Source organism: Paenibacillus rhizolycopersici (assembly GCF_014947195.2).
Taxonomy (GTDB): Bacteria; Bacillota; Bacilli; order Paenibacillales; family Paenibacillaceae; genus Fontibacillus; species Fontibacillus rhizolycopersici.
Window position 1 is genome coordinate 59,259 of sequence record NZ_JADCNN020000002.1, and the last position, 12,586, is coordinate 71,844.

Sequence of the window (12,586 nt, forward strand, 5' to 3'; positions counted from 1 at the left end):
AAAACCTGAGCGTTTCGCCACAGGTTTTTTTCGTAAGCCTCCCCGTTCGTTCCTTACCCTCGCTCGGCCAGCCGACGCTCACCAAGCAGCCTCTGCAGCAAGATAAACAGCAGGAGCAATACGCCGATCACGATCCGCGTCCACCAAGAGCTAAGGGTACCTTCAAAGCTAATAATCGTCTGAATCACGCCCTGAATCATGACCCCAAAGAAAGTACCAACAACATACCCAACGCCGCCGGTAAGCAGCGTCCCGCCGATCACCACGGCGGCGATCACGTCCAGCTCCATCCCGTTCGCATGGAGTCCGTAGCCGGACAGCATATAGAATGTAAACACAACACCGGCCAATGCGGAGCAAAGTCCGCTGAAGCCGTAGACCATCAATTTCGTGCGGGCTACCGGCAACCCCATCAGCAAAGAGGATGCCTCACTCCCCCCGATGGCGTACGCGTTTCGTCCGAACTTCGTGTAATGGGCCAAATAAATGCCAAGGGCAACCACGACCAAAGCGATGATGACGCTAATGGATACGAAGTGATCGCCCGGCAGCTGGATCTTCGTCTGGGCCGCCGCCGTGTAAAAGGCATTATCGATCGTAATCGTGTTGATGCTGATGACGTAGCACAGGCCGCGGGCCAGGAACATCCCCGCCAACGTCACGATAAACGGCTGAATGTTGAAATAATGAATCGCCGCCCCCATCGCCGTTCCGAATCCCGTCCCCATGATCAGAACGAGTAAAATCACGAGCGCGGGCGGCCACCCCTGCTGAAGCAGGCTCGCGGAAACCATCGTCGTCAAGGCGATCACCGAGCCGACCGACAAGTCGATCCCCCCGGACACGATCACGAAGGTCATGCCGACCGCGGTAATAAGCAGAAAGGCGTTGTCGATCAGCAGATTGAGCAGCACCTGCCCGGAGAAGAACCCGGTATACCGGAACGAGCCGGCGACGAACATCAGCAGAAACAGGCCGATCGTTACCCCTAACGGAATGTAATTACGTTTAAGCATGCGGATTCACCTCCGGTTTCGCCGCAGTCGGCGTTCCTGGCTTCTTCCGATTCCCGCTCAGGGCAGCCCGGAATTGATCGGATTGGATCAAACAAACCGCGAGAACGACAACCGCCTTAACGACCAGCGTGATTTCCGGCGGTACGCCTACCATGTAAATCGTTGTCGTCAGCGTCTGAATAATGAGCGCCCCCACCAGCGTCCCCGCCAAATGGAATCGCCCCCCGTTTAAGGAAGTCCCGCCGACAACCACGGCCAAAATCGCGTCCAGCTCGTACCATTGCCCGGCATTGTTCCCGTCCGCGCTCGAAACGTTGGAGCTGAGCAGCAGACCCGCCATCCCTGCGCATAAGCCGCAGAACGAATAAACGGCCAAGGTCACCGTCCGAGACCGGACACCCGCCAACCGGCTGGCCGTGGGCTTGCAGCCGACCGCCTCGATAAACAGTCCTAATGCGGTTTTACGGGTCAGCAAGGAGGCGACCGCAAATACGGCCGCAACCACAAAGATCGAAAACGGCAGCGAAAGCCAAAATCCGGCTCCCAGATATTGATACTTGGAGCTCTGTACCGTAATGATCTGTCCGTTTGTAATCAGTTGCGCGATCCCTCGCCCGGCAACCATCAGGACCAGGGTGGCTATGATCGGCTGGATGCCGACCCGGGAGACCAGAAATCCGTTCCAGAGGCCAAGCACGGCGCACAGAACCAGCGCGAGGCCGACGGCGGACAGAACGGGAATCAAGCTATTCTGGTCCGTCGCCCGGCTAATCTGCAAACAGGCCATCGCTCCCGCAATCGCTACAACCGAGCCGACAGACAGGTCGATGCCTCCGGTCGCAATCACCAGAGTCATCCCGATCGCCACGAGAATTAGCGGAGAACCAAAATTCAGGATGTCGATCAAACTGCCGTAGAGATGGCCGTCCCGCACTTTGATGGAGAAGAAGTCCGGCGAATAAATCAAGTTAAACAAGAGCAACAAGGCGAGCACGAGCAAAGGCCATACCAAACGATGTTTTCTCATCCCTTCTCCCCTCCGGCGATCGCCTGCATCACCTGCTGCTGATTCATTTCGGCGCCCCTCATTTCCTTCACCTTCCGGCGGTCGCGGAGCACGGCGATCCGATCGCTCACCCGCAGCACCTCCTCCAGCTCGGAAGAGATAAACAACACGCTCATCCCCTTCTCCGCCAGCGTCAGTACCAGCTTCTGAATTTCCGTCTTAGCGCCGATGTCGATTCCGCGGGTCGGCTCATCCAGAATGAGCAGCTTGGGCTCGGTCACCAGCCATCGGGCTAGCAGAACCTTCTGCTGATTGCCGCCGCTCAAGTTGCGGATCAATTGCTCCGAATCGGGCGGATGAATATTCAGTAGGCGGATATACTCCTCCGCAATTTCCTCTTGGCGTTTACGCGGAATTGCGCGAGACCACCCCTTCGCCGCCTGAAGCGCCAATACGATGTTCTCACGAACGGTCAAATCGTCGATAATGCCTTCCTTCTTCCGGTTCTCGGAGCAAAAGGCAATGCCTACGTCTATGGCCTGACGGGGGGAGTGAATACTCCCGCCGCTGCCGGCCATTTGAAGGCTTCCCTGATCGTGCCGGTCGGCCCCGAAGAGAAGGCGGGCCATTTCGGTCCGACCGGAGCCAAGCAATCCGGCTAACCCGACAATCTCCCCTTGGTGAATCTGCAAATCGAAGGGCTCGATCGACCCTTGCTTCCCCAGTCCCGCCGCGTTCAACAGCCATTCGCCTTCCGGCTTACCGCCGTCCGCCGCCGAGCTTGGGAATTCCTCCAGCAGCTCCAGTTCTTTGCCGATCATCTTCGACACCAACTCGATGCGGGGAAGCTCATTCACGAGATACTCCCCCATGAATTCCCCACCGCGAAGGATCGTAATGCGGTCGGAGATTTCGTAGACCTGATCCAGAAAATGCGTGACGAACAAAATCGCCAGTCCCTCTTCTTTCAGCTTCCGCATAATGGCAAACAACTGCCGAACCTCGCTCTGATCCAAGCTGGAGGTCGGTTCATCCAGAATCAACACTTTGGCGGAAATGCTGAGTGCCCGTGCAATGGCGACCAACTGTTGAACCGCAACCGAATAAGTTTCGAGCGAACGGGTCACATCGATGTCCAAATGCAGCCTTTCCTTCAGCAGACGCTCCGCGTTCCGGTTCATTTCCTTCCAACGGACCCGGCCGAACCGGTAAGGCTCGTGGCCGATATAAATATTTTCCGCAACAGACAAGTTCGGGCAAAGGTTGATCTCCTGATAAACGGTGCTGATGCCGGCAAGCTGCGCCTCCTGCGGACTATGCACCCTGATCGGTGACCCTACCATCTCAACAAGGCCTTGATCCGCGGCGTAAACCCCGGTCAACACCTTGATCAAGGTCGATTTGCCTGCACCGTTCTCGCCCATCAGCGCATGCACCTCACCGGGAAACAGCCGGAAATTCACATTTTTCAGTGCTATTACGCCGGGAAATGTTTTATGGATCCCCGACATGTGCAGAATCGGTTCCATAGGCTCCATATCCATCATCTCGCTTAATACTTCCGGTTAGGCAGCTCACGCTTGGCGTCTTCGGAAGTAAACACGCCTTCTTCGGTCACGATCCGCTTCTCGATTTCCTTACCGTCGACGACATCTTGAACGGCTTGCATCAGTTGGGGTCCCAGCAGCGGGTTACATTCCACGATAAAATTGATTTTGCCTTCGCTAGCCGCGACGAACCCGTCTTTGACCCCGTCCACCGTGATAATGAGGATGTCCTCACCCGGCTTCAACCCGGCCGCTTCAATCGCTTGGATGGCTCCTAGTCCCATATCATCATTGTGGGCATACAGCACATCGATCTTCTTATTCGCCTTCAGGAAGGACTGCATGACTTCCTTCCCCTTCGCCCGCGTAAAGTCACCGGTTTGCGAAGCAATCACTTTCAGATTCGGATTCGCCGCGATCACTTCCGCAAAACCCTTCTGGCGGTCGATCGCCGGTGCGGAACCCGTCGTTCCCTGCAGCTCCACGATGTTGATCTCCTCGGTCGAGTCCTTGAATCGATCCACCAGCCATTGTCCAGCCCGACGTCCCTCTTCCACGAAGTCGGAACCGATAAACGTCTTGTACAGCGAGTCGTCTGGAGAATCGACCGCTCGGTCAGTCAGAATCACCGGAATCCCGGCGTCCTTCGCTTCCTTCAGCACGGTATCCCAACCCGACTCCACCACCGGCGAAAAAGCGATGACATCCACTTTCTGCTGGATGAAGGTACGAATCGCTTTAATCTGGTTTTCCTGCTTCTGCTGGGCGTCGGAGAACTTCAGCTCGAAGCCGGCCTCTTTGGCCGAATCTTGAATCGATTTCGTGTTCGCCGTTCTCCATCCGCTTTCCGCGCCAACCTGCGAAAATCCAAGAACGATTTTTTTGCTTTCCGCCGTTGTGTCCTTCGCGTTTTCCGTCGTTGTGTTGCTTGCCGAATTGGATTGCTCCGCTTGTTTGCCGCCGTTATTCGCCGGCTCCTGGGCATTCCCGCCCGAGCCGCTGCCGCCGCATGCGGACGCCAAGAGAAGCAGCAAGGATGCCGCAACAATCAGTCCGGATTTTTTGATCGAAACCATCTTCAAATTCCTCCCCTTTTTGGATCACCATGGTCTGGCGTGATCCGATTATAAAACGCTTACATCCTCTCGAGATACGGAGTTTCATCGCAGACGTTTGCGTTTTCTTTCGTTTCTATACTCCGCTTCGATCTGTCCAGTTTGTTTTTTTGCGGCGTTCCTTTGTTTTCTTATGAATGATTGCGTTTTCAAGGGGGTTGCTTCATAATATGGGATCAAAAGAGCCCTTCTTGAAAGGCAGGCCTCCCATGAAGCTGATCAATTGGATCTCCTCCAGCCTGCGCGCGAAGCTCCTCCTGATGTTCCTGTTCCTGACGGTCATTCCGCTCATCGCCATCGGGTTGGTCGCTTATCAGAAGTCTTACAACACGGTCTACGAGAACAGCAAAGCCAGCGCAGTGCTCACGGCGGATCAACTGGCGCGAAGCCTGGGAACGTTGTTCACCGACAGCAGTAAATTGCTTGAACTCGGCAACCATTCGCAGGTGCTGCATTTTCTCTACTCGCAAAACGACACCTATGAGGATGCCAAAGAGATCCTGCGGACGATCGACTCCTACCGTCAAACCTACAAATATGAAAGCGTCCTGAATATTACCATGATCAACCTGTACGGGAGGGGCATCAGCGAACGGCGCGGTGTATTTGTGCTGGATAAAAACCCGCTGCGTAATCCCCATTTCGCCTATTTAATCGACAATCCCGATGTCGTACTCACCGTCCCTCCGCTTGACGCCCTGACGTTGGACCATCCCGACGGACTTCAGGAGAAACCCGCCATTTCGATCATGGCCGCCGTCAAACAGCGGATTACGCACGAAACGATCGGCTTCATCGTCATCGATGTAGATGCTTCGGCGGTCAGCCGATTCTGCGACGAGGTCAAAGTGGGCGAAACCGGATTCTTCTATATCGTCGACGCCAGCGGACGTCCCATCTTCATGCCGTCCGGGCTCGTCCCGGATCAGGTCTTGCCGGAGCGGGACGTCTTGGCCCGAATGGCTACCGGCGCTTTGACCAGTTATGTCGATAAATCGAACGGAGGGCCGAAGTTCATCTTCGCCTCCTCCCCCCAGGCCGCTGGCTGGAAAATCATCGGCCAGGTCAACTTGCGCGAAATCGTCAAAGAGGCCGATTCGATTCGGCAACTCATCATCGTCAGCGTGGCGCTGAGCATTTTGTTTGCCGTTTCATTGCACTTTTTTATTTCCTCCCGGCTCACGCGCCCGCTCAAGCTGCTGAAGAACAAGATGAAGCTGGCCGCATCCGGCTTTCTGGAATCCAAGGTCACGCCCGCAGGCAATGATGAAGTCGCTGACTTGGGGCGCAGCTTTAACATTATGCTTGGGAAAATCAAGGCCCTGCTCGAGCAAAGCATCCGGGAACAGGAAGAGATCAAGAAAGCCGAATTGCGCGCCCTGCAAGCCCAGATCAACCCTCACTTTCTGTACAATACGCTCGATTCGATCCTGTGGATGGCGGAGGCGGGCAAGAACGACAGGGTCATCACGTTGGTGCAATCGCTCTCCCGACTGTTCCGCATCAGCTTAAATCGCGGGCGCGACTGGATCCCCTTGGAGAAGGAAATTGAACATGTCCACAGCTACCTGATCATTCAACAGATGAGGTATCGTGATATTTTGGAGTACCGGATCGAGGTGGAGCCGCATCTCCTCCCCTGCTCCGTTCTCAAAATGACGCTCCAACCGATCGTGGAAAACGCGCTGTATCACGGCATCAAAAATAAGCGGGGCAAAGGAATGATTACGGTATCTGCTCAGGAATCCGGGCGTGAGCTTCAGCTAACCGTAAGGGACAACGGGTGCGGAATTCCTGCGGATAAGCTCGAACGGCTGCGCCGCGATTTGCTGAACGGACGCCTGCCCGTGGAAACCGGCGAAGAAGTGTCGGGCGGCTTTGGACTTCATAACGTCCATCAGCGGATCAAGCTCTTTTATGGCGAACCCTACGGGGTCGTGATCGACAGCGTTGCCGGAGAAGGCACGACCGTAACGATATCCATTCCAAGAGGCAAGGAGGAATGACCGATGAAGAAAGTGCTGCTCGTCGATGATGAGATTCTCGTCAGGGAGAACATTCGGGATTGCATTCCGTGGGAACGGGAAGGGTTCGATTATCTCGGCGACGCTTCCGACGGAGAGATGGCTCTGCCGATGATCGAGCAGTTGCAGCCCGATATCTTGATCACCGACATTAAAATGCCGTTTATGAACGGCCTTGAGTTATGCCATGTGGTGCGCGCTAAATTCCCTCAAATCAAGATCATTATTTTGAGCGGACACGGGGAATTCGATTATGCCAGAAAAGCGCTCAGCCTTGGCGTGGAGGAGTATTGTCTGAAACCGATCAGCGCCTCGGATCTGGTTGGGTTGCTTCGGGCGGTAGGCGACAAGATCGATAAGGAGCGAAGCGAAAAGGAACAGCTCGCGGGGTTGATGCGCCGGGAACTGGAGAAAGCCGGGAATTCACGGCACAAGCTGTTAAGCGATTTATGCGGAGGGATGTTGTCCGCACCGGAGGCCATTCAAACGGCCGAATCTTTATCGGTTCCGTTGGTTGCCCGCTGGTATGCCGTAACGATTATCGATCTGCGTCCTGCGGAACCTTCAACCGGAGAAATGGATGTCGAGGGTGCCGCGGATTGGACCGATCTGTTAGAGCATATTCGGAAAGAGTGCGATCATCGCCAGATGCTGCAGTATCCAGCCAGCCGGACCAAAAAGGTATGTATCGTCAAAGGGGATACGGAAAGTGCGATCAAGAAATTGCTGGAGCCTTTTCGCCGAGTGCAGGCCATCCTCGAAGAACCGGCCTGCCGCTTCCCGCTTTCCCTCGGGATCGGCTCGGGACATGAGCGTATCCAGGGCATTCACCTTTCTTTTCTCGAAGCCGAGGAATCGCTTCACTGGCTACGGCTCACGAGGCAAAACCGGCAAAACCTGCTGGAGGCGACGCGCAGCTCCATTCAACACAATATTTTGCTGGACCGGCAGGCCTTTATTCGGTTTCTAAAGATCGGAACCTCCCGGCAACTGTCTTCCTTTATCCCTGAATTCGCCGCCGTACTTCAGTCGATCGATTGGGATGCTTCTCTGACCGGTTACTACATCCTGAACGACCTGACGTTGGAGGTGTTCAAGGTGGCCGAGGAGTCCATCCGGGGACCCGGGGACTCGGGCCAGAGCCTCCGGTCGTTTCAGGGGCGGATCGAAGCGGTGGACCGTTGGGAGGAAGCCTGCGCTTATTTGACCCACCTGGTGGAACAATTCTGGTTGTGGCGCGCCAGATCCACCGACCGTTACGCTGATTTACTTCATCGGGTGAAGGATTATATCGCCGCCAATTATGACAAGGGCTACATTTCCCTGCAGCATGCCGCCGAGCATGTCAGCATGAGCCCGAGCCACCTGAGCAAAATCTTCAGTCAGGAAACCGGTCAAACGTTTATTGAGTTTCTGACGGAAACACGGATTCGCAGAGCAATGGAGCTGCTGCAGTCGACGCAATGCAAAACGTATGAAATCGCATGTCAGGTCGGCTATAGCGATGCGCATTATTTCTCGAACCTATTTAAGCGGGTGACCGGGATGACGACAACCGAATTCCGTAAACATGGCGCGTTGACCGCTGTCAAAACCAGCATCCGCCTCGCAAGAGAGGAGCCGCATGATCATGCCGTTTCAGAGTCGCTGGAATAAACGCTCGATAGGGGGCGCTTGGTTGGGAAGACTGATGAGCGGACGTACCTTGGGGCCGGCGTTGGGTTTGCTGTTGGTGTTGGCGCTCGCGGGATGCCAGAGGGCTCCGGCGTCTGTCGCGGAGGGTGGAGGTGCAAGCACTACGGTCTCGACCGCCGCCCCTGCCGCCGTCCTTCCGCCTTCAACTTCGTCTAAGCTCCAAGCGCCGAAGTACATTTTCGGCATCATCTATCCGATGGCGCATCCTTTCTATGAGGAAATCACCCGGCTTGCGGAAGAGGCGGGCTCTCCCGAAAAGGTGAGGCTTGTTGTCAAAGCCCCCGAAACGGTAAGCGTGGAACAGCAAATCCATATGATGGAGACGATGATCCAGCAGCAGGTTGACGGTATCGCGATTTCACCGATCGATTCCGTCGCGCTCACCCCGATGATCAACAAGGCGGTAGACGCCGGAATTCCCGTCATCTGCTTTGAATCGGACGCCCCGGATAGCCGACGTTCGGCTTATATCGGCACGGACAACGTGGAGGCCGGGGCGGAAATGGGCCGCGTGATCCAGAAACGGATGAAAGATAAAGGCATGGTCCTCGTCGCATCCGGCGTTTCTTCGATGAGTCAGGATCGGGAACGGCTGGAGGGATTGCTGGACTTTTTGCATGACGAAACGAATATCCAGGTGTTGGAGATCCGCCACAACGAGGGGGACGACGGCAAGGCGCTGGCCGACCTGGAAGCGATGATTGACGCCCACCCCCATTTCGATGCCTTCATCTCGGTCGATCTTACCTCCAGCTCCGCCTCCGTGCTCGTCTGGAAAGCGATGGGACTAAACCGTTATGCCGTCGCCTTCCATATGACGCCGGAAATGAAGGAGGGCTTGCGCAACGGACAGATCACTTCCGTGCTTTCGCAAAATGAGGATGGGTGGGGTGGATTGCTGGTCGGCCAATTGCTACGGTTGGCCCGTGGAGAGTCGGTTCCCGCCATTAGTGATACCGGGTGGACGGTCATCGATGGCTCACCCAAAGCGATGGCGTCCAAAACGAAGTAAGAGGCATAAGCAAAAGCCCTTCCAGCGGCACAACCGCGGAAAGGGCTTCTTTGTCGTTGATTAAGCTTGTCCTTCTTCTCCCAAAACAAAGCGATAAACGCTGTCGACCTTCTCCTCCGTCAAATCCCCGCTGTTGTCGAACACTAGGATAGAGGAAGCCGGGATGTCCCAATTGATCTCCGGTACGAACTGCACACGGTGCTTGAAATCATCCCAGTGCTCCAGCTTCCAGGTATCGCGGTCCGTGCGACGGTCAATAATTCTTTCCTTTTGGGTCTCCATGTCCTTCAGCGCGACGACCACAACCTTGACGTCCACTTCCCTTTTGGACAATCCCGCCTCTTGAAGGAGCGTTTCTAGCCACGCTTTGTTTTTCAGTTCCGCCGTGAATGGAGAAATCATAAATACGTTTTGGCCGGCCGCCAAGTTTTCAATGCAGATGTCCCGCGTCGTATCGTATTCCAGGTCACGCAGATGCTTCTTGTAAAATTCGGAGTCCCGGTCGTTCACGTCCAGACCGTTCATCTCCAACATTTTCTCCACACAGCGTCCCCCTACGGTATCGCGGTCCAAAAAAGCCGCCGGTATCCGTCTTGCCAACTTGCGGGCCACCGTCGTTTTCCCCGTTCCAGCGACTCCTACGAAAAAGACCAATTTCAGCATGATGTCCAAATATCCTCCTTCGGCAATTGCGAACAGTTATGTATTTTGTCCTATTGTAACATTTTTTCTCCCGTTTGCGCCGTTGGCTGGCCGCCACAAAAAAACCGGCCCGGGAAATCTCCCCGAAACCGGCGATTGAGGCCCGTGTTCAGCACACCATCGCAATGGCTTAGGATTGCTGCTGCCGCAGCTGCGTCTCCCGGGCGAGCTCCTTGACGTTGTCCTCCAGTCGGCTGCGCAGCTCCTCGGCGATTTCGAAACCACCCGCTTCGGTGCGCGCCACTTGGGTGTCCACCGCATACACGCCGCCCAAGATATAACGTGCGCCCAGTACGGACAAGACCGGCTTCAATGCGTAATCAATCGTAAGCAGGTGAGCAAGACTCCCCCCGATAAAGAGCGGCAGAATCACTTTTCCGGCCAAGCCCTTTTGCGGCACCAGATCCAAGAACGTCTTCAATACGCCGGTATACGACGCTTGATAGACAGGGCTGGCGACGATCACTGCGTCCGCTCCAGCCACCAGCGCATTCGCTTTAACGATCGCTTCACTTTCAAATTTGGTGTGGATCAAATCCTCCGGCGGCAACTCCCCCACGTTCAAATGGCTGACTTCGAAGCCTTCCCCTCGCAACAGCTCCTCGGTCAACGCGATCACCGCTCCCAGCCGGGACCCCAGTGTTGGATTGCCGTTAATCACCGTAACTTTCATTTGGATTCTCCCCTTGTCTCATTCGGACGTTCGCCTTCCCTCGAATCCCCGACGAATTCCCTAAATTTTAAAACGATGCTATCAAGATTTGAATGAAAAGTCAATGCAACCAGGGTGCCTTCCCTAGGCAGGCGAGCCGCTCGGTCAGGCTTTTTCTACAAAGCCTCGATGATGTCTCCGGCGAGCAGCGACGCCGGGTTGCCCGTGCGGGCCGCGGCCGCGCGCTCGCCGGCCAGGCCGTGCAGATAGACGCCGAACGCCGCCGCTTGCACGGCGTTCAAGCCTTGCGCCAGCAGCCCGGCGATGAGGCCGGTCAACACGTCCCCCGAGCCCCCGGTCGCCATGCCGGGGTGCCCGGTGACGTTGACGAACACGCGGCCGTCCGGGGCCGCTACGACGGTGCGCGCGCCCTTCAGCACGAGCGTCACGCCGTGCTGTAAGGCAAAGCGCCGCGCCAGGCCGATGCGGTCCCGCTGCACTTCGGCCGTAGAGAGGCCGGCCAGCCGGGCCATCTCGCCGGGATGCGGCGTTAGGATCGTCGACGCCTCCCGGCGCTGCCACGCCGCTAAGCCGTTCGCGGCGGCGAGGATGTTCAGGGCGTCCGCGTCCACCACGAGGGGACGCGGAGCGCCCTCCCACACGGCGCGCAGGAAGCCGTCTTCGCCCGGGAAGCGGCCCAGCCCCGGGCCAACGGCGAGCACGTCGCGCGCCGCCAGCAGCCGCAGCAGCTCGGGGGCTGCTGCGGCGTTCCACGCGCCGGCTTCGGGAGCGCCGCCGGCCGGCGCGAGCATCAGCTCGGGCACGGCCCCGAGCACATGCGGCAGCAGCGCCTCCGGCAGCGCCCACGTGACGAGGCCGCTGCCGGCGCGGAGCGCGGCTTTGGCGGCCAGCAGGCCGGCGCCGCTCATCGTGAGGCTGCCCGCCGCCAGCAGCACGTGCCCGTACGTGCCCTTATGGCCGTCGGCCTCGCGCCGCCGGCCGGGGTCCACCCCGAGTTCGCCGCGCAGTGCCTCCTCGGTGAGCAGCACCCCCGCTTCCGCCGCAAAGCCCGGCGGAAGCGCGCGGGGGATGCCGATATAGCGGATGATCACGTCCCCTGCGGCCTTCGCGCCCGGATACTGCGTCAGCCCCGCCTTCAGGAAGGCGAGGCATACGGTGATCCGGGCCTGGATGCACGGGTCGTGGACCGCGCCGGTATCGGCGTCCAGCCCGCTGGGGATGTCGGCTGCCACGATCGGCAGCCGGCTCTCGTTCGCCTCCCGGATGAGGGAGGCGTAGGCTCCCCGAGGCGCGCCCTTCGCCCCGGTGCCCAGCAGCGCGTCCACGATCCCGGTCACCCCGCGGGTTCGGGCCGCGGCCACCGCGCCGGGCGTATATGCCTCGCCCGGCAACCCCAGGGCTGCAGCGATGTTGTGCTGCAGCCCGGCTTCACCGCCGAGTCGCTCCGGCTCCTCGGCGTACAGCAGGCTCACCTGCACGCCTGCATCCGCCAGATGGCGTGCGCACACCAGACCGTCGCCGCCGTTATTCCCCTTGCCGACGAGGATCATCCAATGCTCCGCCGTCTTCTCCTCCTCCGAGACCCGCTCCCCGCCGCTCACCCCGGCATGACGCTCGCGAATCGTCTCCGCCGGGCGCTCCGGAAGCCGACCTTCCCGCCGCAGCCGGCAAAAGGCCAACACCTCCTCGGCAATCGCCCGTCCGGCGTTCTCCATCAAGGCGACCGCCGGGATTCCGATTTGCACAATGGCATGGTGGTCAATGGCGCGCATTTGCTCCGACGTCACCAATTTCAT

The 12,586-nt window shown here is 57.6% G+C and carries 10 protein-coding genes; 3 read left to right on the forward strand and 7 right to left on the reverse strand.

What is annotated here, in order from left to right:
• Positions 1–53: 53 nt before the first annotated feature.
• The 4 genes from yjfF to IM700_RS02605 are packed head-to-tail and all read right to left on the reverse strand — an operon-like array spanning position 54 to position 4,645.
• Positions 54–1,016: a galactofuranose ABC transporter, permease protein YjfF gene (gene yjfF, locus IM700_RS02590; protein WP_193416684.1), complete on the reverse strand. Its 963-nt coding sequence runs from the start codon at positions 1,014–1,016 to the stop codon at positions 54–56.
• Positions 1,009–2,043 carry an ABC transporter permease gene (locus tag IM700_RS02595; RefSeq protein ID WP_193416685.1) on the reverse strand — a complete coding sequence of 345 codons (1,035 nt, stop codon included), beginning with the start codon at positions 2,041–2,043 and terminating at the stop codon, positions 1,009–1,011. Before IM700_RS02595 ends, yjfF begins: the two co-directional genes overlap by 8 nt.
• A complete protein-coding gene (locus IM700_RS02600; protein WP_193416686.1) occupies positions 2,040–3,560 on the reverse strand; it encodes a sugar ABC transporter ATP-binding protein in 1,521 nt (506 codons plus the stop codon). Before IM700_RS02600 ends, IM700_RS02595 begins: the two co-directional genes overlap by 4 nt.
• Before the next feature lie 14 nt (positions 3,561–3,574).
• Positions 3,575–4,645 (reverse strand): ABC transporter substrate-binding protein, encoded by a 1,071-nt coding sequence (locus IM700_RS02605; RefSeq protein ID WP_193416687.1) that lies wholly within the window; start codon positions 4,643–4,645, stop codon positions 3,575–3,577.
• A gap of 248 nt (positions 4,646–4,893) precedes the next feature.
• On the opposite strand from IM700_RS02605, the gene IM700_RS02610 reads away from it, so the two are divergent.
• From IM700_RS02610 to IM700_RS02620, 3 genes are read left to right on the forward strand one after another with little or no spacing between them, the layout of a single operon-like run.
• On the forward strand, positions 4,894–6,690 hold the full coding sequence (locus IM700_RS02610; RefSeq protein WP_193416688.1) for a cache domain-containing sensor histidine kinase: 1,797 nt from the start codon (positions 4,894–4,896) through the stop codon (positions 6,688–6,690).
• Between the two features lie 3 nt (positions 6,691–6,693).
• On the forward strand, positions 6,694–8,364 hold the full coding sequence (locus IM700_RS02615; RefSeq protein WP_193416689.1) for a response regulator: 1,671 nt from the start codon (positions 6,694–6,696) through the stop codon (positions 8,362–8,364).
• Positions 8,365–8,386: 22 nt separating this feature from the next.
• The gene (locus tag IM700_RS02620) at positions 8,387–9,415 is read left to right on the forward strand and encodes a sugar ABC transporter substrate-binding protein (RefSeq protein ID WP_239483542.1); all 1,029 of its coding nucleotides are present in this window, start codon (positions 8,387–8,389) and stop codon (positions 9,413–9,415) included.
• A gap of 60 nt (positions 9,416–9,475) precedes the next feature.
• Here the strand turns inward: IM700_RS02620 and IM700_RS02625 are convergent, their stop codons facing one another.
• From IM700_RS02625 to IM700_RS02635, 3 genes are all read right to left on the reverse strand, one after another.
• Positions 9,476–10,078, reverse strand: coding sequence for a P-loop nucleotide/nucleoside kinase family protein (locus IM700_RS02625; protein WP_155608287.1), 603 nt, complete (start codon positions 10,076–10,078; stop codon positions 9,476–9,478).
• A 169-nt stretch (positions 10,079–10,247) separates the two neighbouring features.
• Entirely contained in the window at positions 10,248–10,790 is a 543-nt protein-coding gene (gene ssuE, locus IM700_RS02630) for an NADPH-dependent FMN reductase (RefSeq protein ID WP_155608288.1), read from the reverse strand.
• Positions 10,791–10,945: 155 nt separating this feature from the next.
• On the reverse strand, positions 10,946–12,586 hold the full coding sequence (locus tag IM700_RS02635; RefSeq protein WP_193416690.1) for an NAD(P)H-hydrate dehydratase: 1,641 nt from the start codon (positions 12,584–12,586) through the stop codon (positions 10,946–10,948).

Coding starts and splice junctions, on each gene's coding strand:
- yjfF (WP_193416684.1), bottom strand. CDS start 1,016: ATGCTTAAACGTAATTACATTCCGTTAGGGGTAACGATCGGCCTGTTT.
- IM700_RS02595 (WP_193416685.1), bottom strand. CDS start 2,043: ATGAGAAAACATCGTTTGGTATGGCCTTTGCTCGTGCTCGCCTTGTTG.
- IM700_RS02600 (WP_193416686.1), bottom strand. CDS start 3,560: ATGGAGCCTATGGAACCGATTCTGCACATGTCGGGGATCCATAAAACA.
- IM700_RS02605 (WP_193416687.1), bottom strand. CDS start 4,645: ATGGTTTCGATCAAAAAATCCGGACTGATTGTTGCGGCATCCTTGCTG.
- IM700_RS02610 (WP_193416688.1), top strand. CDS start 4,894: ATGAAGCTGATCAATTGGATCTCCTCCAGCCTGCGCGCGAAGCTCCTC.
- IM700_RS02615 (WP_193416689.1), top strand. CDS start 6,694: ATGAAGAAAGTGCTGCTCGTCGATGATGAGATTCTCGTCAGGGAGAAC.
- IM700_RS02625 (WP_155608287.1), bottom strand. CDS start 10,078: ATGCTGAAATTGGTCTTTTTCGTAGGAGTCGCTGGAACGGGGAAAACG.
- ssuE (WP_155608288.1), bottom strand. CDS start 10,790: ATGAAAGTTACGGTGATTAACGGCAATCCAACACTGGGGTCCCGGCTG.
- IM700_RS02635 (WP_193416690.1), bottom strand. CDS start 12,586: ATGAAATTGGTGACGTCGGAGCAAATGCGCGCCATTGACCACCATGCC.